Origin of the sequence: Microbacterium sp. Root61 (genome assembly GCF_001427525.1) — a bacterium.
Lineage (GTDB): Bacteria > Actinomycetota > Actinomycetes > Actinomycetales > Microbacteriaceae > Microbacterium.
Genome location: NZ_LMGU01000001.1, coordinates 3,175,238 through 3,198,036, shown reverse-complemented (window position 1 = coordinate 3,198,036; position 22,799 = coordinate 3,175,238). Strand labels below are relative to the sequence as shown.

The 22,799-nt window shown below is 70.0% G+C and carries 19 protein-coding genes; 8 read left to right on the top strand and 11 right to left on the bottom strand.

What is annotated here, in order from left to right; translation table 11 throughout:
• Nucleotides 1-7: 7 nt before the first annotated feature.
• From ASD65_RS14995 to xylA, 4 genes are all read right to left on the bottom strand, one after another.
• Entirely contained in the window at nt 8-1,228 is a 1,221-nt protein-coding gene (locus ASD65_RS14995) for an alpha/beta fold hydrolase (protein WP_056223829.1), read from the bottom strand.
• A complete protein-coding gene (locus tag ASD65_RS14990; protein ID WP_056223827.1) occupies nt 1,225-2,088 on the bottom strand; it encodes a hypothetical protein in 864 nt (287 codons plus the stop codon). Before ASD65_RS14990 ends, ASD65_RS14995 begins: the two co-directional genes overlap by 4 nt.
• 69 nt (nt 2,089-2,157) lie before the next feature.
• Nucleotides 2,158-3,480 (bottom strand): xylulokinase, encoded by a 1,323-nt coding sequence (gene xylB, locus ASD65_RS14985; protein WP_056223826.1) that lies wholly within the window; start codon nt 3,478-3,480, stop codon nt 2,158-2,160.
• Nucleotides 3,481-3,608: 128 nt separating this feature from the next.
• A complete protein-coding gene (gene xylA, locus ASD65_RS14980; protein WP_056223825.1) occupies nt 3,609-4,796 on the bottom strand; it encodes a xylose isomerase in 1,188 nt (395 codons plus the stop codon).
• A gap of 176 nt (nt 4,797-4,972) precedes the next feature.
• Between xylA and ASD65_RS14975 the strand changes: the two genes are divergently transcribed.
• On the top strand, nt 4,973-6,136 hold the full coding sequence (locus ASD65_RS14975; RefSeq protein ID WP_056223824.1) for an ROK family protein: 1,164 nt from the start codon (nt 4,973-4,975) through the stop codon (nt 6,134-6,136).
• A gap of 16 nt (nt 6,137-6,152) precedes the next feature.
• Here ASD65_RS14975 and ASD65_RS14970 read toward each other — a convergent pair whose 3' ends face one another.
• Nucleotides 6,153-7,148, bottom strand: coding sequence for a LacI family DNA-binding transcriptional regulator (locus ASD65_RS14970; protein WP_056223823.1), 996 nt, complete (start codon nt 7,146-7,148; stop codon nt 6,153-6,155).
• Nucleotides 7,149-7,321: 173 nt separating this feature from the next.
• Here ASD65_RS14970 and ASD65_RS14965 point away from each other — a divergent pair, with 173 nt between their 5' ends.
• Genes ASD65_RS14965 through ASD65_RS14950 form a run of 4 tightly spaced genes read left to right on the top strand, consistent with a single transcriptional unit; the run spans nt 7,322 to nt 12,812 of the window.
• Complete coding sequence (locus ASD65_RS14965; protein WP_056225034.1) at nt 7,322-8,611, top strand: ABC transporter substrate-binding protein; 1,290 nt, start codon at nt 7,322-7,324, stop codon at nt 8,609-8,611.
• A 12-nt stretch (nt 8,612-8,623) separates the two neighbouring features.
• Entirely contained in the window at nt 8,624-9,649 is a 1,026-nt protein-coding gene (locus ASD65_RS14960; protein ID WP_056223822.1) for a carbohydrate ABC transporter permease, read from the top strand.
• Nucleotides 9,650-9,663: 14 nt separating this feature from the next.
• Nucleotides 9,664-10,518, top strand: coding sequence for a carbohydrate ABC transporter permease (locus ASD65_RS14955; RefSeq protein WP_056225031.1), 855 nt, complete (start codon nt 9,664-9,666; stop codon nt 10,516-10,518).
• The gene (locus ASD65_RS14950) at nt 10,515-12,812 is read left to right on the top strand and encodes a beta-glucosidase (RefSeq protein WP_056223821.1); all 2,298 of its coding nucleotides are present in this window, start codon (nt 10,515-10,517) and stop codon (nt 12,810-12,812) included. The genes ASD65_RS14955 and ASD65_RS14950 overlap by 4 nt, the downstream gene beginning before the upstream one ends.
• A 71-nt stretch (nt 12,813-12,883) precedes the next feature.
• On the opposite strand, the gene ASD65_RS14945 is transcribed toward ASD65_RS14950, so the two are convergent.
• The 4 genes from ASD65_RS14945 to ASD65_RS14930 are packed head-to-tail and all read right to left on the bottom strand — an operon-like array spanning nt 12,884 to nt 17,356.
• A complete protein-coding gene (locus ASD65_RS14945; RefSeq protein ID WP_056223820.1) occupies nt 12,884-14,389 on the bottom strand; it encodes an alpha-N-arabinofuranosidase in 1,506 nt (501 codons plus the stop codon).
• Nucleotides 14,386-15,465, bottom strand: a complete 1,080-nt coding sequence (locus ASD65_RS14940) for a Gfo/Idh/MocA family protein (protein WP_056225028.1) — start codon at nt 15,463-15,465, stop codon at nt 14,386-14,388. Before ASD65_RS14940 ends, ASD65_RS14945 begins: the two co-directional genes overlap by 4 nt.
• Nucleotides 15,462-16,154 (bottom strand): ThuA domain-containing protein, encoded by a 693-nt coding sequence (locus ASD65_RS14935; RefSeq protein ID WP_056223819.1) that lies wholly within the window; start codon nt 16,152-16,154, stop codon nt 15,462-15,464. Before ASD65_RS14935 ends, ASD65_RS14940 begins: the two co-directional genes overlap by 4 nt.
• Complete coding sequence (locus ASD65_RS14930) at nt 16,151-17,356, bottom strand: Gfo/Idh/MocA family protein (protein ID WP_056223818.1); 1,206 nt, start codon at nt 17,354-17,356, stop codon at nt 16,151-16,153. The genes ASD65_RS14935 and ASD65_RS14930 overlap by 4 nt, the downstream gene beginning before the upstream one ends.
• 134 nt (nt 17,357-17,490) lie before the next feature.
• On the opposite strand from ASD65_RS14930, the gene ASD65_RS14925 reads away from it, so the two are divergent.
• The 3 genes from ASD65_RS14925 to ASD65_RS14915 all read left to right on the top strand — a co-directional run bounded on the left by ASD65_RS14925 (nt 17,491) and on the right by ASD65_RS14915 (nt 20,778).
• Nucleotides 17,491-18,489, top strand: a complete 999-nt coding sequence (locus tag ASD65_RS14925; protein ID WP_056223817.1) for a substrate-binding domain-containing protein — start codon at nt 17,491-17,493, stop codon at nt 18,487-18,489.
• Between the two features lie 196 nt (nt 18,490-18,685).
• On the top strand, nt 18,686-20,089 hold the full coding sequence (locus tag ASD65_RS14920) for an aspartate aminotransferase family protein (RefSeq protein WP_056223816.1): 1,404 nt from the start codon (nt 18,686-18,688) through the stop codon (nt 20,087-20,089).
• A gap of 53 nt (nt 20,090-20,142) precedes the next feature.
• Entirely contained in the window at nt 20,143-20,778 is a 636-nt protein-coding gene (locus ASD65_RS14915; protein WP_056223815.1) for an NADPH-dependent F420 reductase, read from the top strand.
• Between the two features lie 30 nt (nt 20,779-20,808).
• On the opposite strand, the gene ASD65_RS14910 is transcribed toward ASD65_RS14915, so the two are convergent.
• Together ASD65_RS14910 and ASD65_RS14905 are read right to left on the bottom strand one after the other, a co-directional pair.
• Entirely contained in the window at nt 20,809-21,930 is a 1,122-nt protein-coding gene (locus ASD65_RS14910; protein ID WP_056223814.1) for a Gfo/Idh/MocA family protein, read from the bottom strand.
• The gene (locus ASD65_RS14905) at nt 21,930-22,736 is read right to left on the bottom strand and encodes a sugar phosphate isomerase/epimerase family protein (protein WP_056223813.1); all 807 of its coding nucleotides are present in this window, start codon (nt 22,734-22,736) and stop codon (nt 21,930-21,932) included. The genes ASD65_RS14910 and ASD65_RS14905 overlap by 1 nt, the downstream gene beginning before the upstream one ends.
• Nucleotides 22,737-22,799: the final 63 nt, after the last annotated feature.

Sequence of the window (22,799 nt, the reverse complement as noted above, 5' to 3'; positions counted from 1 at the left end):
ACACCCGTCAGGGCGCCGGCGACACGGTGCGATCGAGCCACGACAGCAGCCCGGGAATCGCGAGGTAGGCCACCGTCGCATGCGTCGCGAAGGAGATCGGCTCGAAAGTGACGTCGACGCCGATCGACTGCTCGTGCCGCACGAACTCCTCCGTGTCGGCGGGGACGACCAGCTGATCGGACAGCCCCTGGGCGATGAACAGCGGGGCGGAGAAGCTCGTCCCGCCGGCGGAGTTCTCGGCCAGGAGCTCATTCCAGGGTGCGGTGGTGGTCGGGTCCTGCGCGAAGAAGTTTCCGACCAGCGGCTGCCCGATCTCATGCAGCTCCGGGATGTTCGTCAGCAGGCAGAGCGAGTTCATGCGGGGCAGCAAGGCGATCGCCGCCGGCGTGAGGACCGTGCTCAGCTGCGCGCCCGGCACGGCGTCGCCGTAGACGTCGGCATACGCGGCGAACGCGTACGACCCGATCGTGACGCCGGAGATATCGTCCAGGTGCGACCGCATCAGCGCCGAGAGATCCGCCGCGGGTGCCGCCGCCGCGACCGCTTCGATCTGCAGCTCCGGGGCATAGGTGCCCGCCTGCTCGGCGGCGAACAGCACGGCCTGTCCGCCCTGCGAGTGTCCCCAGAGGATGACGCGCTCGCTTGCGGATGCCGCGGGGATCGCGCGCGCGGCGCGCACGGCGTCCAGCACGTTGTTGCCCTCGGTGACGCCGACGAGATAGGAGTCCGGCCCCGCCGTTCCCATCCCGGCGTAGTCCGTCGCGACCACCGCGTAGCCGCGGTCCAGGAGCGGACGCATCCCCTCGATGCCGATGAACGGATCGAGACCGTACGACGGCGCGCAGGTCGGTGCGGAACCGGTCGTCGGATGCCCCCACGAGACGACGGTGCGCCCCTCGGCGGGGGCAGGTCCTAGCGGGACGACGAGGATGGCGGTGACGATGACGTCTTCGTCGTGCAGGTCGCGCGAGTGGTACATCAGCCGCCACGCGCGCGCGGCGAAAGGCACCCCGACGAGCTCCTCGGACTTGATCATCGCGCCGGGCTCCCCCGCCGTAGCAGGCGACGGCTGCGCGTAGAACGCTGCGAGGTCGGGCCGTTCGAGCTCGTCGCCGACGACGCGCACCGCTTCGGTCGCGATCACGGCACCGAAGACGGCGAGGAGTGCAGCGAACAGTGGGACGACGATCCGATGACGGCGTAGTCGCGGACGGGCGTCGCGTGTCATCCCTCGTCGAGCGCGGCGCGCGCCCGCTCCGCCCGGTCGGCCGCCGACTTCGCCGCGGATGCGGCATCCCTGTGCTCGCTCTCCATGCCGCGTACTTCCGCCTCGATCGCCTCAGCGTCCCGCTCCATGCGCGCGAGCTGCTCGCGCAGGTCGTCGATGCGCTCGTTGAGGAGGTCGGCACGTTCGCGGGTCTTGGCGAGTCGCGCCTCGACCTTCGTCAGGGCGCGCTCGGCCTCGGACGACAGCCGATCCGCCTCGCGGGCGGCCTGCTCGGCGGCCTTGCGGGCGCGCCGCTCGGCGAGGTCGTCTCGAGAACGCGGGGCCGCCGCGGCGGGGCCCGCTCCGGCCACTGCATCGGAGATGTCGACGGCATCGAATCCGGATGCCTCGAGCCCGTGCACCAGCCGTCCGGACTGGACCGCCGCGGCGGCTCCGGCATCCATCATCGCGGCGTTGATCGTCTTCTCGAGGTCGTCCCGCGCGGCCGCGCCGACGGTCACCCCGCGCTCGGCGGCCAGCGCGACCGCATCGCGGGCGAGGGCCGAGACGAGCGAGCGACGCTGTCGCCCGAGCCGGGCCAGTTCGGCTGCGTCAAGGTCCTCCTGCGCGTCCCGCAGCGCGGCGGCGAGTTCGAGCGCATCGGTCAGGCGACCCTCGCGGGCGAGGAGGTTGATCGTCCACGCGGCCGCCGAAGGCTTGCGCAGGGCCTTGATCGCCGCCGCGGATGCACGATCGGATGCCCCCGCCCGCGCGTTGCGTGCCGCAGTGAACTCGTCCGGAGTCAGGGCGTAGAGCTCCGCTGCGGCCGTCGTCACCGCGGCCTCGACTGCCGCGGCGCCGTCGTTCGAGGCATCCGTCATGGTGTCATTCTTGCGTCAGAGCGCCGCGCGCGCACTCCGATGCTCGGCCGCCGACCGCGAACCCCGGCGTCAGGCTCCCAGGACTGCGGCGGCCTGGCGCGCAGCGCCGAGGGCGACGTACTCGCCGGGTTCGGGGACCTCGACCGGGAGTCCGAGGATCAGCGGGGCGATCGTCCGCACCGCCTCGGATTGGGCGGCTCCGCCGATCAGCAGCACGCGCTCGAGCGGCACGTCGAGTCCGCGCAGCGCTTCGAGTCCGGCGGCGAGCCCCGAGAGCATCCCCTCGACGGCGGCACGGGCGAGGTTCTCGCGAGTCGTCGATGCCAGAGTCATGCCCGTGAGCGACGCGGTGGCATCGGGGAGGTTCGGGGTGCGCTCGCCCTCGAAGTAGGGCACGAGGCTGAGCCCGTGGGCGCCAGGCTCGGCGGCCATGGCCAGGCGGCTGAGCTCCTCATGGTCGACGCCGAGCAGCCCTGCGATCGCCTCGAGCACGCGCGCGGCGTTCATCGTCGCCACGAGCGGAAGGAAGCGACCGGTGCAATCGGCGAATCCGGCGACCGTTCCCGTCGGGTCGATCGTGCGCTGCTCGCTCACCGCGAAGACGGTGCCGCTCGTGCCGATCGAGACGATCACGTCGCCCGGCTTCGCACCGAGCCCGAGCGCGGCACCGGCGTTGTCGCCCGCGCCGCCGCCGATGCGCCGACGGGCGGTGTCGAAGACGAACTCGTCCGGGCCGAGCACCCGCGGCAGAAGCGCATCGTGGCCCAGGGCGGCGATCAGCAGAGCACGGTCATAGTCACCGGTCGCAGGGTTCCAGTAGCCGGTTCCCGAGGAATCCGATCTGTCGGTCACGAGCTCGTCGAGCGCTGGATTCTCGGGGCCGAATCCGCGCAGTCGCCATGTCAGCCAGTCGTGCGGCAGCGCGACTGCGGCGACCCGCGCGGCGTTCTCCGGCTCGTGATCCCGCAGCCACCGCAGCTTGGTGATCGTGAAGGATGCCACGGGGACCAGCCCGGTGCGCTCGGCTAGCTGCTGCGCGCCGAACTCCGCGATCAGGTCGGCCGCGGCACCCGCCGACCGGGTGTCGTTCCACAGCAGGGCGGGACGGATGACGCGGCCTTCGGCATCCAGTACGACCATGCCGTGCTGCTGTCCGCCGACCGATAGCGCCGCGACGTCATCGAGCCCGCCGGCGTCGACGATCGCAGCCTGAAGCGCGCTCCACCACGCCTCGGGATCGACCTCGGTCCCGTCGGGGTGGGTGGCCCGCCCCGAGCGCACGACGGTGGGGCTTACGCGGCCGGAGGCTCCGCGCGGCGCGCCGGTCGCGGCATCCACGATCACGACCTTGCAGGACTGGGTCGACGAGTCGACCCCCGCGACCAACGTCATGACGTCGCCCTTTCGTTCAGATCCGGACCCGGGCCGCGAGACTGCAACGGGAAGTCGAGACTGCGGGGTCCACCCGCAGTCTCGACCCCCGCGTGCAGTCTCGGCGCTCGGGGGCGTGTGGTGTCGACTCAGCGAGCGCCGAGCAGGTGCTCGGTCGCGAGCTGCTGCAGGCGGACGAAGCCGAATCCCTTGCCACCGAAGTACGCGTCGGCGTCGAAGTCCTCGTACGCCGAGCGGTCGGCGAGGAAGTCGTCGTAGCTCTCGCCCTGGCCGAGGGTCGGGACGGCCAGCTCGTCCACGCGGGCGGCGGTGAGCGCCTCCTGCACCTCGGGGTCGGCACGGAAGGCCGCGGCACGCTCCTTGAGGAGCAGGTACGTGCGCATGTTGGCGGCGGCGGAGTCCCACACGCCCTTCTCGTCTTCGGTGCGGCTCGGCTTGTAGTCGAAGTGACGCGGGCCCTCGTAAGCCGGAACCCCGCCGGGGCCGCCGTTCTCGAGCAGGTCGACGAGGGCGAACGCGTTGTGCAGATCGCCGTGACCGAACACGAGGTCCTGGTCGTACTTGATGCCACGCTGACCGTTGAGGTCGATGTGGAAGAGCTTGCCGTGGAACAGCGCCTGCGCGATACCTGCGGCGAAGTTGAGCCCGGCCATCTGCTCGTGCCCGACCTCGGGGTTCAGGCCCACGAGCTCGGGGCGCTCGAGCGAGTTGATGAACGCGAGCGCGTGACCCAGGGTCGGCAGCAGGATGTCGCCGCGCGGCTCGTTGGGCTTGGGCTCGATGGCGAAGCGGATGTCGTAGCCCTTGTCGGTGACATAGTCGCCGAGGAGGTTCACGGCCTCGCGGTAGCGCTCCAGTGCCTGGCGGATGTCCTTGGCCGAGTCGTACTCGGCGCCTTCGCGGCCGCCCCACATCACGAACGTCTTCGCGCCCAGCTCGGCGCCGAGGTCGAGCTGGCGGAAGACCTTGCGCAGCGCGAAGCGGCGCACGGCGCGGTCGTTCGAAGTGAAGCCGCCGTCCTTGAAGACCGGTGCGCTGAACAGGTTGGTCGTCACCATCGGCACGATGAGGCCGGTGTCGGCCAGCGCGCCCTTGAGGCGGTCGATCTGGGTCTGGCGCTGTGCGTCGGTCGAGCCGAAGGCGAACAGATCGTCGTCGTGGAACGTGAGGCCGTAGGCGCCGAGCTCGGCGAGCTTCTCGACGGCGTGCACGACATCCAGCGCGGGACGGGTCGGTCCGCCGAACGGGTCGGCGCCGTTGTAGCCGACGGTCCAGAGCCCGAAGGAGAACTTGTCGGCGGGTGTGGGCTTGGCCATCTGATGCTCCTTTGCGAGAAATGTTGCTGACGACAACCTATACCAGCAGTGGCCTGCACTGCTAGTCCGCGCGCCTAGTCCGCGCGCCGCCGGGACGTCTCGGGGAATCTTGTGCCGCGTGGGCCCAGTCACGTCCACCGCCCGACCCCCTCACGGGGCGCCTCTACAGTGGGGGTATGAACGAGCCGATGGCCAGTCGCCAAGCGAATCTGTCGCGGCTACTGCGTCTCGCGCACATCGATGGCCCCGTCTCGCGTGCGACGCTGACCGGTGCGACCGGTCTGAACCGCTCGACCATCGCCGACCTGGTCGGCGATCTCGTAGCCCTCGGCGTCGTGGAGGAGCACGCTCCCGGTCCCAGCCGCCGCGTCGGTCGGCCGTCTCCACTGGTCGCTCCGCACCCGCGCGTGGTGACCATCGCGGTGAACCCCGAGGTCGATGCCCTCACGATCGCGGCAGTCGGTCTCGATCGCACGGTGCGACGTCGCGAGCGCATCGAGATGACCGGTCTACTGGGCCCCGAGGGGACGGCACAGCTCATCGGCGAGCGCATCGCCGCGTGGCGCTCGGGCGATCTCGCCGAGGCGCGGATCGCGGGGATCGGCGTCGCCGTCCCGGGACTCGTGCGGGCGTCCGACGGTGTGGTACGAGACGCCCCGCACCTGAGGTGGATCGACACCGCTCTGCGCGAACTCATCGAAGCGGCGACCGGCCTGCCCACCGTGGTCGGCAACGACGCGGCGCTGGGAGTCCTCGCCGAGCACCTCTTCGGCGCCGCGCGCGGAATCGACGACGTCGTCTATCTCAACGGCGGTGCGAGCGGCATCGGCGGCGGCGTGATCGTGCACGGGATGCCGGTAGCCGGCGCCTCGGGATACTCCGGCGAATTCGGACAGAACCGCCCCGGCATCGCGTCGAGCGCCGACCGCCGGGCGAGTGACGGCGTGCTCGAGGACGAGGTGAGCCGCGCGCGCCTGCTGGCCGTCCTCGGTCGTGACAACGCCGACGAGCCGACTCTCGCCGAGATGCTACGCGCAGCCCGCGCGCCCGAGGTGCGCGACGAGATCGCGCGGCAGCGCCGCATCCTGTCCACCGCACTGGCCAATGCCGTCAACGTGCTCAATCCGGCCGTCGTCGTGCTCGGCGGTTTCCTGGCGATGCTCGCCACCGACGACCTGGACGGGTTCACGCAGGCCGTCGTCGCGCAGAGCATGCCGGCGAACGGCGAAGAACTCGAGATCCGGCCGGCGGCCCTCGCCGAAGATCGCCTGCTGATCGGCGCGGCCGAGGTGGCGTTCGCGGAACTGCTGCGCGATCCGGCAGGCGTTGCACTGAACTGAGCACGCTCCGCCGTCCTCAGAGCGGCGGCGCGGTCGTCCCTCGGGGGATGAGCCGTGTCGGCAGCGTCACATGCGTCGCCGCCGGAACCTCGCCGTCCATGAGCGTGAGCAGCAGCCGCGCCGCTTCGGCGCCCAGGGTCTGCATCGGCTGACGGACCGTCGACAGGGCCGGTGTCGACTTGGAGGCCTCCGGGACGTCGTCGAATCCGATGACGGAGAGATCTCGCGGCACATCGAGCCCGAGCTCCGCGGCGACGTTCACGATCTCGAGCGCCGAGATGTCGTTGGCGGCGAAGATGGCGCTGGGGCGGTCGCCGCGCCGGAGCATCTCGACAGCGGCGACGCGGACGGCATCCTGACGGTAACTGCCCGACCCCACGAGCGCCGGATCGACCGCGATGCCGGCATCTGTCAGCGCCCGCCGATACCCGGCGTCGCGCGCGATCGACGAACGCAGGTCGCGCCGGCCGGCGATGAAGCCGATGCGGGTGTGGCCCAGGTCGAGGAGGTGCCGCGTCGCCTGGAGCGCACCGCCGTAGCTGTCGCACTCGACCACGGGCAGGTCCGCCGGCCCGGTGTGCGGATCGATGGCGACCACGGGCACCTCCGCGCCGACGTTGACCACCGTCGGGGTGACCATGATGGCGCCGTCGATGAGCGTGCCGCTGAGGCGTGACAGCGAGCGCCGCTCCCACCCTTCCGACGAGCCGTGGGAGCCGGAGTACGCGAGGAGGTCGTAGCGGGAGTCGCGCAGCGCCTGTCCGACACCCTTGAGGATCTCGGCGCTGAACGGCTCGAAGTCGGCGACGAGCACCCCGATCACGCCGGTCCTGCGCGAGCGCATGCTGCTGGCGATGAGACTGGACTCGTAGCCCAGTTCCGCGACGACGGCCAGGACACGGTCGGCCGTCTCACTGGCCACACCGTAGCGGCCGTTGACCGCTTTCGACACGGTCGCGACGGAGACGCCGGCCGCAGCGGCCACATCTGTGATGGTGGGGCGGCGCTTCATGATCTCGATAGCGTAACGCCTTGGAAACCGTTTTCGAAAACGTTTGACAAAGTATTTGTTGCGAACGCACACTTTTGCTGCTCGGTCGCAGCATCGAGCAGCGCGCGACCCGATCGCGCCGACCACCGCACCTCGGAGCAGAGGTGCTCCTCGATGAAGAGAACGGGAATCACATGATCGGCAAGAGAATCCTCGCGGGTTCCGCAGCACTCGTCGTCGGCGCACTCGCGCTCGCCGGCTGCAGTGCCGGCGGCTCCGACGCGAGCAGCGACGGCAACGTGGAGATGACGCTCTGGCAGAACTCGACGACCGGTGACGGCCAGCAGTTCTGGAAGGACGCGATCGCCGCGTTCGAGAAGGACAACCCGAACGTCACGATCAAGATGCAGTCCATCCAGAACGAGGACATGGATGGCAAGCTGCAGACGTCCCTCAACGCCGGAGACCCGCCGGACATCTTCCTTCAGCGCGGCGGCGGAAAGATGGCGGCGATGGTGCAGGCGGGCCAGTTGATGGATCTGACCGGCAAGATCGAAGGCGAGGCGAAGGACAACATCTCCGACGGCTCCTTCAAGGCGGAGACCTACCAGGACAAGGTGTGGGCGATGCCTCTGTCGGTGCTTCCCGGCGGCATCTTCTACAGCCAGGACCTCTATACCGCGGCCGGAGTCACCGAGACCCCGACCACCATCGACGAACTCGTCGCGGCCAACGACAAGCTCAAGGCGACCGGCGTCGCTCCCCTCGCGCTCGGCGCGAAGGACGCCTGGCCGGCGGCCCACTGGTTCTACTGGTTCGCGCTGCGCGAGTGCGCCCCCAAGACGGTGGAGGAGACCGGCGACTCGAAGGACTTCAGCGACCCGTGCTGGCTGAAGGCCGCCGAGGACCTCGAGAAGTTCGCCGCCACCCAGCCGTTCAACGAGGGCTTCCTCACGACGTCCGCCCAGCAGGGCGCCGGCAGCTCGGCCGGCCTCGTCGCCAACCACCAGGCCGGCGGCGAGCTGATGGGCGCGTGGGACCCGGGCGTGATCGCGTCGCTGACGCCCGACGAGAAGCCGCTGGCCGACCTCGCGTGGTACCCCTTCCCTGAGGTGTCGGGCGGCAAGGGCGAGCCGGGATCGATGATGGGCGGCGTCGACGGCTACTCCTGTTCTGCGAAGGCACCGAAGGAGTGCGTCGACTTCCTCAACTTCGTCGCGTCCGACGCTCAGCAGACCGCGTACTACAAGGCGTTCTCCTCACCGCCGGTCAACCAGGCGGCGCAGTCCGAGGTCACCGAGCCGTACCTCAAGCAGATCCTCGAGGCCTACAACGCGGCCCCGTTCGTCTCGCAGTGGCTCGACACCGTCCTCGGGCAGAACGTCGGCAACGCGCTCAACGTCGCCGTGGTCGACATGCTCGCCGGCCAGAGCACGCCCGACGAAATGATCGCAGCGGCCAACTCGGCCGGCGCGAAGGGATAAGGAACACTTCGCATGCACACGAGCGAGACACCGAAAACGGACGATCGCCCGGAGACGGATCTCGCGCAGCGTGCCGGGGGCGGCGGCGTCACACCGCCGCCCTCGGCTCCGCCGCGCCGCCGACGCCGAGGGATCGGATGGTCCGGTCGTATGGAGATCGCCGTGCTGGTCGGGCCGGCACTGATCTTCTTCGTCGGCTTCGTCATCTTCCCGGTCGTCATGGCGGCGTACTACGGGTTCTTCAACTGGCACGGCTACGGCCCGGCGACGGACTTCGTCGGCTTCAAGAACTACGCCACGATCCTCACCGATCCCGACTTTCAGGAAGCGCTCGGCCACAACGGCTTCATCGTCGTGATGTCGCTGGTCATCCAGGGTCCGATCGCACTCCTGCTGGCACTTCTGCTCAACCGCAAGATGCGGGGGCAGTCACTCATCCGGGTGCTCATCTTCGTGCCCTACGTGATCGCCGAGGTCGTCGTCGGCACGGGGTTCAGCCTCATGTTGGCGACCAACGGCGCCCTCAACGGCATCCTCGACGAATGGGGCCTGTCGGGATTGACCCACGACTGGCTCTCGGATCCGAGCATCGCGATCTGGACCCTGATGGGGATCCTCACCTGGAAGTACGTGGGCTTCGCGGTCATCCTCTTCCTCGCCGGGCTCCAGGGAATCCCCGAAGAGCTGTACGAGGCGGCTGCTATCGATGGCGCGACCTACTGGCAGATCCAGCGGCGCATCACGATTCCACTGCTCGGCCCGACCCTGCGCATCTGGGCGTTCCTGTCGATCATCGGCGCACTGCAGCTGTTCGACCTGGTGTACATCATCTGGGGACAGTACGTTGCGCCGGTGGCGGGCACCTCGACGATGGCGACCTACATGGTGGCCAACGGTCGAAACGCGGGCAACTTCGGATACGGAAACGCCGTCGCCGTCGTCATCTTCCTCATCTCACTCATCGTCGCCCTGATCTACCAGCGCTTCGTGCTGCGCCGCGACACCGCAGGCGCCCTCACCGAAAGGACCGCCCGATGACCGCCCTCGACACCATGGCGACCATTGCGCTGCCCCCGCCTCGTCGTACCCGGATGCGGGCCGGTACCCCCGCGGTGTACTTCGTCGCCCTCGTCGTGATCGCGCTCATGCTGGGTCCGGTCATCTACATCATCCTCGGCGGGTTCCGCTCCAACTCGCAGATCACGACCGACCCCGGCGGCCTGCCCGATCCTTGGGTCTGGACCAACTACCTGGACGTGCTGACCGGCGGCATCTTCTGGCAGCTCGTACTCAACTCCACCATCGTCGGGGTGGCGACCACTCTGGGCGTCATCCTGCTGGGTCTCATGGCGAGCTACGTCCTCGCGCGCTACCGGTTCCGGGGCCGCGCGGCGCTGTACGCGCTGTTCGCCGCCGGACTCATGTTCCCGATCACCGTCGCGATCACGCCGCTGTACATCGTCGTGCGCGACCTCGGGCTCATCAACTCGCTGGGGGGCGTCATCCTGCCGCAGATCGCGTTCGCCCTGCCGACGACGATCATCATCCTGGTGCCGTTCCTGCGTGCGATCCCCGACGAGATCGAGGAAGCCGCCTTCATCGACGGATGCAGCCGCCTGGGCTTCTTCTGGCGCATGGTGATCCCGCTCGCGGTTCCCGGTGTGATCACCGTCGGGATCCTCGCCTTCATCGCCAGCTGGAACAGCTACCTGCTGCCGCTGTTCCTGCTCAACGACAATGCGAACTTCACCCTGCCGCTCGGCGTCCAGGCGTTCTCGTCGCAGTACTCCGTCGACACGGCGAAGGTGCTCGCGTTCACCTCGCTCTCCATGGTTCCCGCGCTGGTCTTCTTCAGCCTCTTCGAACGGCGCATCGTCGGCGGCTTGACGGGGGCGGTCAAGGGATGAGCGACATCGTGATGCCCGCGGTCTCGCCGCGGGTACGGTCCCTTCACGCGCAGATGACGTTGGATGAGAAGCTCGCGCAGCTCGTCGGCTACTGGGTCGATCAGGGGGACGAGGTCGTCGCGCCGATGGCGGGCGAGATGGTGACCTCGACCCGGTACGAGGACGCCACCGCAAACGGCATCGGACACCTCACCCGCGTCTACGGCACTCGACCGGTCGACCCGGTCGAGCGTGCCGCGTGGCTCTGGGCCGAGCAGCGCCGGCTGCGGGACGAGACCCGGCTGGGCATCCCCGCCATCGTCCACGAGGAGTGCCTCACCGGCCTGGCCGCATGGAAGGCCGCGACCTTCCCCACGCCCCTGGCCTGGGGCGCCGCCTTCGACCCGGAGCTGACGGAGGAGCTCGGCGCCGCGATCGGCCGCTCGATGGCGGAGCTCGGCATCCATCAGGGCCTCGCACCGGTACTCGATGTCGTGATGGATCCCCGCTGGGGCCGCGTCGACGAGTGCATCTCGGAAGACCCGTACGTGGTCGGTACGATCGGCACCGCCTACGTGCGGGGGCTCCAGTCCGCCGGAGTCCACGCCACTCTGAAGCACTTCGCGGGGTACTCCGCCTCGCAGGCCGGGCGCAATCACGCCCCGGTGCACATGGGCAGACGACGACTGCAGGATGTCATCCTGCCACCCTTCGAGATGGCGGTGCGCGACGGCGGGGTGCGGTCGGTGATGAACTCGTACGCCGAGATCGACGGCGTACCCGTGGCTTCCAACCCCGAGCTGCTCACGTCACTGCTGCGCGAGGAGTGGGGTTTCGACGGCACGGTCGTCGCCGACTACTTCTCCGTCGCGTTCCTCCACGCCCTGCACGGGGTCGCAGCGAATCTCGGCGAAGCAGCGTTGCTGGCGTTGCGGGCGGGGATCGACATCGAACTGCCCACGGGCGACGCGTTCGTCGCTCCCCTACGCGAGCTGCTGGACTCGAACCCCCAGGCGCTCGCCGACGTAGACCGCGCCGTGCTGCGGGTGCTGTCGCAGAAGGAGGAGCTGGGGCTCCTCGACGAGGACTTCTCGTCCGCCCCGACGGCGGTGGACCTCGATAGCCCCGAGCTGCGGGAGCTCGCCCGCCGATCCGCGGAGGAGTCGATCGTTCTCCTCCGCAACGACGGGATGCTGCCCCTCGCCGAGCCGCGCACGATCGCGCTGATCGGACCCAACGCCGACGCGGCAGAGTCACTGATGGGCTGCTACTCGTTCGCCAACCACGTGCTGGCACATCACCCCGGCACCGCGCTGGGCGTCGAGATCCCGACGGTCGCGGAGGCGCTGCGCGCGGAGTTCCCGCACGCCTCGTTCGTGCTCGAGCGGGGCTGCGATGTCGAGGATCTCGATCCCACGGGCATCGTGGCGGCCGTGGAGGCCGCCACGCGGGCAGAGGCGGCCGTCGTCGTTGTCGGCGACCGGGCCGGACTGTTCGGTCGCGGCACGGTCGGCGAGGGCAACGACGTCGACGACCTCGAGCTGCCCGGCGCGCAGCGCCGGCTCGTGGAGGCTGTCGTCGCGACGGGCACCCCCACGGTCGTGGTGGTCGTCTCGGGTCGTCCGTACGCGATCGGCTGGATGCTGGACGGCCCGTCGGCCGCCGGCGCGGTCCTGCAGGCGTTCTTCCCCGGCGAGGAGGGTGGTCCTGCGATCGCACGCATCCTCTCCGGCGCGACGGTCCCCTCGGGAAGGCTGCCGGTGTCCCTGCCCCGGTCGGCAGGCGCGCAGCCTTACACGTACCTGCACCCGGTGCTCGGCGGTCCTACCGACGTCACCAGCGCGGACAACACGCCGGCACTGCCGTTCGGCCACGGGCTGAGCTACACCACATTCGCCCACGAGGACCTCGGCGCCGCCGATGCGGCCACCGACGGCGCCATCGTCGCGCGCGTGCGGGTGTCGAACACCGGCGCGCGGACCGGCACAGATGTGGTGCAGCTCTATGCGCGCGACGTCCTCGGCTCGGTCACCCGCCCGGTGGCGCAGCTGCTCGCCTACCAGCGGGTGACCCTCGAGCCGGGCGGCTCGGCCACGGTCACCTTCACAGTGCCCGCCTCGCGTCTGGCCTTCTCCGGGCGCGACGAGCGACGCATTGTGGAGCCGGGGGACGTCGCTCTGTGGGTAGGGCCCTCGTGCGCCGAACGGGAGACCGAGGCCATGATCCGACTCACCGGCCCGGTCCACATGATCACCCCGGAGTCGGCCCGGGTGGCGACCGCGGCCGTCTCCCTGCTGGTCGCCGACCCCCGCTGAGAGCCGACCTCCGCCGAATGACGAGGTCCCGGTGCGCAGTGCGCGCCCGGGACCTCGTCTTGCGGCAGCTCTTACGCCAGGTCGAGTTCCACGGCTGCGAAGGAGTGACGGGGAAGCGACACCGCCAGTACGCCGCCATCGATCGACACATCGAGGCCCACGGGTGAGACGGCATCCGGGCTCTCGGAGGAGTTGTGGGCGGCGGCATCCGTCCCGGTCAGCACACGGGCACGACGCACGGAGGCCTCGCGTCCACGCAGGTCGATGCGCACCTCGAGCGACTCGTCGAGCGACAGGTTCGACAGCGACACCAGCGCCGAGCCGTCACGCGTCGAGGCCGACACCGACAGGCCGGGCACGCCGTCCGCCGCGGTCGGCGACGACAGCACGTGCGCGGCCAGTGCGGTGGCATCATGGTGCCCGCGATTCATCTCGAAGACGTGGTAGGTCGGGGTGAGCACCATGGCTCCCTCGTCGTCGGTGAGGATCATCGCCTGCAGCACATTGAGCGTCTGGGCGATGTTCGCCATCTTCAGGCGCCCGGCGTGACGGTGGAATGCGTCGAAGTGCACGGCAGCGACCAACGCGTCGCGCACGGTGTTCTGCTGGAACAGGAACCCGGGATTCGTGCCCGGCTCGACGTCCCACCACGTGCCCCACTCGTCCAGCACGAGCCCGACGCGACGGTCGGGGTCGTACGAGTCCATGACCGCCTCGTGCTTGCGGATCACGCGCTCCACCTCGACCGCCTTGCGCATCGTGCCGTAGTACTGCTCGGCCGAGAAGTCGGTCGCCGATTCGGTGTTGATGCCGGCGCCGGCGTGCGTGTAGTAGTGGAACGACAGCCCCTGGAACACCGGCACCGGGGTCGACTCGCAGGTGAGGCATCCGAGCGACTCCATGAGCGCGCGGGTCCACGTGATGTCGTCGTCGGCGGCACCGGCGGCGATGCGGTACAGCTCATTGCCGCCGTGGTTTCGGCAGAACGTGCCGTAGCGGCGCGCCTCGAGCGTGTACTGCTCGGCGGTCATGTTGCCGCCGCAGCCCCACGCCTCGTTGCCGATGCCCCAGAAGGGCACCTTCCAGGGCGCGCCGCGGCCGTTCTCATGGCGCAGCCGCGCCATCGGACTGTCGCCGTCGCGCGTGAGGTACTCGACCCACTCGCTCATCTCGCGCACGGTGCCGCTGCCGACGTTGCCGTTGACGTAGGCATCGGCGCCCAGCATCTCGCAGAGGTCCATGTACTCGTGGGTGCCGAAGTGGTTGTCCTCGACGACATCGCCCCAATGCGAGTTCACCATCCGGGGGCGGTCCTCACGCGGACCGACGCCGTCACGCCAGTGGTACTCGTCGGCGAAGCAGCCGCCCGGCCAGCGCAGGTTCGGGATGCCGAGTGCCCGCAGCGCCTCGACGACATCGGAGCGGATGCCGCGTACGTGCGGGATATCGGAGTCCTCGCCGACCCAGAACCCGCCGTAGATGCAGCGGCCGAGATGCTCGGCGAAGTGGCCGTAGAGGTGACGGCTGATGACGTCGCCGGGAACGTCGAGGTCGATGACGGCGTGGGCTGGGGTCACAGATTCCTCCAGGTGGATGCGGCGGTCAGGGGAACGAGCGAGGGACGCTCGACGGTCGTGGCCAGCGGCTCACGGACACCGGACACGGCGGACGCGGCAAGCATCGTCATGACCTCGAGGACGTGCAGGGCCATGGTCCCGCTCGCGCGTGCATCGCCGGCAGCGAAGTCGATCAGCCCGATGCCGCGACCGGAATCGACGTACCCGGCGGACTGATCGAGCGTCTCCCACGAGCCGCCGCGCGCGTACAGCCGCACATCGCCGGCAAAGGTGTTGGGATCGGGAAGGAGGAGGGTCCCGTCGACGCCGTGGACCTCGATGGGCGCCGCCGTGGAGACCACGCCGTCGAAGCTCATCGTGACGGTCGAGATCGCGCCCGAGGCGTGATGGAGGATCCCGGCGAGATGGGTGTCGACCTCGACGGGCATGCGCTCCCCAGCCCGCGGCCCCGACGCGATCACGCGTTCGTCGCGCGAACGGGATCCGGCGCCCGACACCGCGGTGACGGGGCCGAGGAGGTGCACGAGAGACGTGATGTAGTACGGCCCCATGTCCAGCAGCGGTCCGCCGCCCTCGCGATAGTAGAAGTCGGGTTGCGGATGCCACGACTCGTGCCCGGCCGAGACCCACATCGCCGATGCCGACACGGGCCGGCCGATCCGGCCGTCGTCGATCGCGGCGCGGGCCGTCTGCACACCTGTGCCCAGCACCGTGTCGGGCGCTCCCCCGACGCGAACGTCCGCGTCGGCGGCGGCATCCGTCACCCGCAGGGCGTCCGCGAAGGTCGCCGCCAGCGGCTTCTCGCTGTACACGTCCTTGCCGTGCGCGATCGCGGCGAGCGCGACCTCGGCGTGCGCGGCGGGGATGGTCAGGTTGAGGATGGTGCGGATGCCGGGGTCGGCGAGCATCTCGCCGGTCGTGAGGGCGCGGCACCCGGCGATGGCGGCCGCGGCCCTTTCGGCGCGCAGAACGTCGAGGTCGGCGACGGCCGCGATCCGCACACTCGAGGCCGGGACCAGGGTGTCGAGATACTGCCGAGAGATGACGCCGAGTCCGACGATGCCGATGTCCGTCACCGGGCCGCCCACAGCATCCCCCGCTCGATGATCGTGCGGACGTTGGCGTCCTGCAGCACGTCGATGCTGTGCCCCGGCGTCGACACGAAGACGCGTCCCTGGCCCCACTCGCGCGTCCATACCGCGGGCGAGGCAACCGGGCGGTGCCACGGGTGGTAGGGCTGCACCGGGTGTGTGGTCGTCGCGAGTACATCGATGAGATCGTCGTGCAGCACCCAGTACTGCTCGGTCGTGAGCGCGAAGTCCTCGATGCCGACGGTGATCTCGTGCCGATGACCGAGGTCGGTCATCTCGACTGTGTAGTCGAGGTAGTTGTCGCTCTGGTCACCGTGCACCTCGTCGGGCCGCTTCGACGGATGCGTCGCGAACTGTCCGCCGACGAGCTGCAGATAGTCGGAGCTCGCCCGGAACGAGTCAGCGATTCCGCCGTGCCACCCGGCGAGTCCCGTACCAGCGGTGACGGCGTCGCGGAGTCCTCGCACCGCCTCGGGCGACGCCTCCGACATCGTCACCGACTGCAGGACGAGGTCGGTGGCGGCCATACGGTCGGCGTCGGCGTACACCTGCGGGTCGTCCTCGACGATGACGTCGAAGCCGCTCTCGCGGAGGAAGGGCAGGAACAGCTCCGTCGCCGCGACGGGGTGGTGGCCGTCCCATCCGCCGCGGACGACGAGTGCGGTTCGCGTCATGCGGAAGCCCCTTTCGAGAGGTCGGCGTCGGCGGAGGCGACCGGCGTGAGGATGCTGTCGTGCGCGGCACTCTGCTCGACAGCGGCGAGCACGCGCTGCACTTGCGTCGCGTCGGCGAAACTCGGCGATACCGGGATCTGCCCCGCGACGGCGCGCACGAAGTCGACGGCCTGGTGCGTGAACAGGTGCTCGTAGCCCAGCCCATGACCGGCGGGCCACCACGCACCCGCATACGGATGCTGCGCCTCGGTCACGTGCACGCGCCGGAAGCCCTGCGCGGCATCGATCGATGTGTCGTACACCTCGAGTTCGTTCATGCGCTCGAAGTCGAACGCGATCGAGCCGCGGTCGCCGTTGATCTCGATGCGATTCGCGTTGCGGCGACCGGTCGCCATCCGCGTGGCCTCGAAGACGCCGAGGGCGCCCCCGTCGAAGCGGGCGGTGAAGGCGGCGGCGTCGTCGACGCTGACGGGGAGGCGGTCGGAGGTGTCGGTCGCGACGCCGCCCAGGCCCTCGACGCCCGTGCGGCGCGGACGCGAGGTCACGAAGGTGCGCACGGTCGCCGAGACCGCAACGATGTCCTGACCGGTGAGCCACTGCACCGTGTCGATGCTGTGCGCGCCGATGTCGCCGAGGGCACCGGAGCCCGCGCGGTCGCGATCGAGGCGCCACGTGTGCGGGGAGTCGGGATCGCTCAGCCAGTCCTGCAGGTACTGGGCGCGCACGTGCCGGATCTCGCCGACACGTCCGTCTGCGATCAGCTCGCGGGCCAGCGCGAGGGCGGGCGTGCGGCGGTAGCTGAAGCCGCACATGGCGATGCCCGGACCGCGGCGGGCGGCATCCGTCATCTCCTGGGCCTCGGCGACCGTGTTCGCGAGCGGCTTCTCGCACAGTACGTGCTTGCCGGCAGCCAGCGCGGCCAGCGCGATCTCGGCGTGGGTGTCACCGGGCGTGCAGATGTCGACCACGTCGATGTCGTCGCGTTCGATCGCCCCGCGCCAGTCGACGCAGTACTCCGGCCAGTCCCACCGTTCGGCGGCCTGAGCGGCAGCGTCCGCACGGCGGCCGACGAGCAGGGCGGGCTGCGGCGCGAGCGGAAGGTCGAAGAAGCGCGGGGCCGTGTGCCACGCCTGCGTGTGCATGCGGCCCATGAAGCCGGTGCCGATCAGCGCGATCCGCAGTGGCGATGTCGTCGTCGTCATCGTTGGTGCCCTTTCCAGCCCCGACGATGCCACCGCCCGTCGCCCTGGTCGAGCACGTTGCGCAAAACCTCCCGCATGCACGACAGTGGTCAGATGACGCTTCACGGGGACGTGTCGGGGAAAGGCGGCGACCCATGGCTGCGAGGGTGACCCTGGCCGGGGTCGCGGCCGACGCCGGAGTCAGCGTCGCCACGGCATCTCGAGCGCTCTCGGGGCGCGGCGACCTCGCCCCCGCGACACGGCGTCGCGTGCTGGCCGCCGCCCGCGCGCTCGGCTACACCCGCGACCCCGCGGTGGGTGGGCGACCGCCCGGATCCGCGCGGCTGGTCGACCTCGTTCTGGGCTGGTACCACAACGCCTACTCCGACGAGGTGACGGCCGGCGCGCGCCGCGCCGCTGCCGCCGCGGGCTACGACCTCGTGCTCACCGAGGAGCGCGAGGACCCTGACGACGACTGGCCGATGCGCATCCGGAGGCGGGGTTCGGCCGGCGTGGTCCTGGGGCTGATCTCGCCGACCGCCTCGCAGCTGACGGCGCTGGCCGATGCCCGTATCCCGGTCGTGCTGATGGACCCGCAGGCCGAGACCTCCCGGGGGCTCACGAGCGTGCGCACGACGGATCACGAGGGCGGGGCCGCTGCGGCGATGCACCTGGCCGAACGCGGTGCGACCCGGTTCGCCGTGATGCTCGGCTCGCCGCCCTACCGATACGGCCGCGCGCGCAACACCGGCTTCCGCGAGGCGCTGCGGCTCGTCCGCCCGGACGCCGATCTCGTCGCTCTGCAGGCCGACTGGGGCGGGTCGGCGGCACGCGAGGCCGCACTCCCGCTGTTACGCGGCCTGCGGCCGGGTGAACGACTCGGCGTCTTCGCTTGCTCCGACGAGATGGCGGCGGGCGTGTACTCCGCGGCCGCGGCCACGGGGCGGCGCATTCCCGACGACGTGCTCGTCGTCGGGTTCGACGACCTCCGAGGCGCCCGCTGGCTGACACCACCGCTCACCACCGTGCGACAGCCGATCCGCGAGATGGCCGCGGCGGCCGTCATCGCCCTCGCCGACGCGGCGGCGGGCGATCCTCTGCCGCCATCGCCGATCATCCTCGCGACGCGGCTCATCGAGCGCGACTCGACCTGAGTCGCCTGCCCGCCCCGACCACGACCTGCCGCCGCCGCCGATCGCACCGTCGAGCGAGCACGCGATATACCCGGAGCCGGGGTCGTGGCATCGGACGGACCGGCGGGGCGCGGCATCCGAACCGGACGAACCGTCATGGACGCGCGCGACCGCCTCGCGAGTATCGTCGGGAGCACGTCCTGACGGAAGGCCCGCAATGTCGATCTCGACCGAACGCCACACCCGCACCGAGGCTGAGCTCCAGACGATGGCGAAAGACCACCTCTGGATGCACTTCGCCCGGCAGTCCGTCATGACCAACGGCCCCGGTGTCCCGATCATCGTCAAGGGCGAGGGCCATCACATCTGGGACTCGGCCGGCAAGAAGTACATCGACGGCCTGTCCGGGCTCTTCGTGGTCAACGCCGGGCACGGGCGCAAGCGTCTCGCCCAGGCCGCCGCGACGCAGGCCGAGCAGCTCGCGTTCTTCCCGATCTGGTCGTACGCGCACCCCGCGGCCATCGAGCTTGCCGACCGGATCGCCGACCTGGCTCCCGGCGACCTCAACCACGTCTTCTTCTCCACCGGCGGCGGCGAGGCCGTGGAGACCGCGTTCAAGCTCGCGAAGTACTACTGGAAGCTGCAGGGCCAGCCCACCAAGCACAAGGTCATCTCGCGTGCGGTCGCCTACCACGGCACCCCGCAGGGCGCCCTGGCCATCACCGGCATCCCTGCGATGAAGGCGATGTTCGAGCCGGTGACACCCGGCGGATTCCGCGTGCCGAACACGAACTTCTATCGTGCGGCCGACATGGGTGCGCCGACCGGCAGCCTCGAGGAGTTCGGCGTCTGGGCGGCCGACCGCATCGAGGAGATGATCCAGTTCGAAGGACCCGAGACGGTCGCGGCCGTCTTCCTCGAGCCGGTGCAGAACTCCGGCGGATGCTTCCCTCCTCCCCCCGGCTACTTCCAGCGCGTCCGCGAGATCTGCGACAAGTACGACGTGCTGCTGGTCTCGGACGAGGTCATCTGCGCCTTCGGCCGCCTCGGGCACTACTTCGGCGCCGACGCCTACGGCTACCAGCCCGACATGATCACGTTCGCCAAGGCGGTCACCAGCGGCTACTCCCCGCTCGGCGGCACGATCGTCAGCGACAAGCTCTACGAGCCGTTCCGCACCGGCGACACGACGTTCTACCACGGTTACACCTTCGGCGGTCATCCCGTCTCGGCGGCGGTCGCCCTGGAGAACCTCGACATCTTCGAGGAGGAGAAGCTGCTCGAGAACGTCCGGACGAACTCCCCCGCGTTCCGCTCCACGCTCGAGAAGCTCACCGACCTGCCGATCGTCGGCGACGTGCGCGGCGACGGATACTTCTTCGGCATCGAGCTCGTCAAGGACAAGGCCACGAAGGAGACCTTCGACGATGACGAGTCCGAGCGCCTCCTCCGCGGATTCCTCTCCAAGGCGCTGTTCGACGCCGGGCTGTACTGCCGCGCCGACGACCGCGGCGACCCGGTCATCCAGCTCGCCCCGCCGCTGACCATCGGGCAGAGCGAGTTCGACGAGATCGAGCAGATCCTGCGCGGTGTGCTGACGGAGGCGTGGACGCGCCTCTGACGCCATCCCGCGTCACACGGGAATGCCGGGCGGTCCGGTGCGTTCACTCCGACATGACAACAGTGGGAATCATCGGAGCAGGACACATCGGATCGACCCTCGCGCGCGGCCTCGCCGAACGCGGCTACGAGGTCGTCATCAGCAACTCGCGCGGGCCCGAGACCCTCGCCGACGTGGTGGCGGACCTGGGTGAGAACGCCCGTGCAGGCACGGTGACGGATGCCGCGGCATCCGGTGACATCGTCATCGTGACGGTCCCGCTCAAGGCGTACCGCGAGGTGCCCCTCGAGCCGCTCGCCGGCAAGATCGTGCTCGACACGAACAACTACTACTGGGAGCGCGACGGCCGCATCGCCGAGCTGGACGACAAGCTCACCACCACGGCCGGGATGCTGCAGGAGCACCTGCCGTCCTCGAAGGTCGTCAAGGCCTTCAACCACATCTTGTCCACCGAGATCCTGACCGACGGCGCCGCGGCCGGATCGCCCGACCGCCGCGCCCTCGCCACCTCGAGCGACCACGCGGACGCCGTCGCGTTCGTCACGGCGCTGTACGACGAGTTCGGCTACGACACCGTGAACGTCGGCCCACTTTCGGAGAGCTGGCGCGTGGAGCGCGACCAGCCCGCCTACGTCGTGCGCCAGACGCGCGACGAGCTCGTCGAGAACCTGGCCCGCGCCACCCGCTGAGTCCGGGCGGACCCAGCGGGTGCGCCGGCGTCAGAGGGTCGCGGCGAACGGATCGAACGTGGCGGGCACCGAGTCGACGCGGTCGACGGTGCTCGCCACGGGCACGAAGGCCTGTGCGCCGACGGACTCCTCGATCGAGAGCAGGGTGTCCAGCACGTGGTAGCCGAGCTCGCCGCTGGCCACGTGCGGACGGTCCTCGCGGATCGCGCGCACCATGTCGAGCAATCCGAGCCCCCGTCCGACCATGACGCCTTCGGGCGCGACCTCGTCGACCTGCTGGACGACGGGGCCCGCGGTCAGCGCGGTCAGGCCGCGCGTGATGGTGATCGCGCCGCCGAACGTGTTGGGGTCGGGGATCACCAGCGTCCCCTCTGTGCCGGTGATCTCCACGACGCCCTGACGCAGCAGCGGTGAGTCGGTGCTGTACAGGCTCTGCGCCTGGCCGCCGCCCTCGAACTGCGTGAGCACCGTGACCGTGGACGGGATCTCGACGGGGAACTCCGTGCCTGCGAGCGGGCCGACCTGCACGCGCCGCGCCTCCGTGCCGCGCAGGCCGAGCGCGGCCACGGCCGCCACCGGCCCGAACACGTGCACGAGGGTCGAGACGTAGTACGGCCCCATGTCCAGGAGCGGTCCGCCGCCACGTGCGTACAGGAATGCCGGGTTGGGGTGGAAGATCTCCGGCCCCTGCCATTGGAAGGTCGTCTGCGCGAACAGCGGACGACCGATGTCACCGCGGGCGATCGCCCGCTTGGCGGTCTGCACACCCGGTCCGAGGACGGTGTCGGGTGCGATCCCGACGCGCAGGCCCGCCTCCTTCGCCCGCTCCAGCAGGCGCCGCGAGCTCTCCCGATCCACGCCGATGGGCTTCTCGCTCCATACGTGCTTGCCGGCTGCGATGATCGCCTCCGACACCTCGACGTGCGCCGCGGGGACGGTGAGGTTGACGACGATCTCGATGTCGGGATCGTTCAGGACGACATCCACGCCGCCGCTGCGCGGGACACCGTAGCGGGATGCCTGCGCCTGGGCCCGCTCCCCGATCACATCCGCGACGGCCAGCACGCGGACGTCGGGGAAGCTCGACAGGTTCTCGAGGTAGGTGTCGCTGATGTTGCCCGCACCGATGATGCCGACTCCGACCGCACCCATCAGCGGGCCGCCAACTCGTCGAGGAAGACCCGGCTCTGCTCGACGGCCTCGAAGATGTCGCCGTCATAGACGTCGAACTCGACGATGGCGTATTCCAGAGCGGATGCCGCATCCAGCGCTGCGGCGAGGGGCACCACACCCTGCCCGGCCGGGACCTGATCCACCGGCGGATACGCGACCAGCGCGTCCTCGTCCAGCGTGCCGTCCTTGACATGGACGGCCACGACGCGGTCGCCGAGGCGACCCAGAAGCGCGGGCGAATCGACGCCGGCGCGGGCGGCCCAGTAGAGGTCGACCTCGAGCACCACACGCGGATCGAGCAGCCCGGCGAGGACCTCGAGTCCCGTGACGCCGTCGAAGGTCGCCTCCAGCTCGTGCGCGTGGTTGTGGTAGCCGACCCGCAGGCCGTGCACGGCCGCGGCGTCTGCGGCGGTGTTCAGTCGGCGAGCGGTGTCCTCGATCTGCTCGACGCTCTCCCAGCGGGACGGTGCCGTGTACGGGTCGATCACGGTGTTCATGCCCAGCACCTCGGCCGCCGCGAAGACCTCCTCGTGCGAGGGCACCGCGACGGTCGTTCCGGAGCCGTCCGGGTTGACGAAGGAATCCGATGCGAGGAACGCGTGGCCCGTAGGCGACTGCAGCCCGTGCGCGGACAGTGCCGCCGCAAGAAGCTCCGCCCGGCGCACGAAGTCGTACGGCTCGACGGCGGTGAAGCCGCGGCCCGCAAGGGCGGCCAGAGTCCCGTCGAGGTCGGCCTCGAGAGCCGCGTTGACCGTGAAGAGTTGGACGGAAGTGAGCGTCGGCATTGTCGTTCTCCTTGAGTTTCGCCGTTGATCGGGCCTCTCCGGCCCGCACATCAACACGCTAAC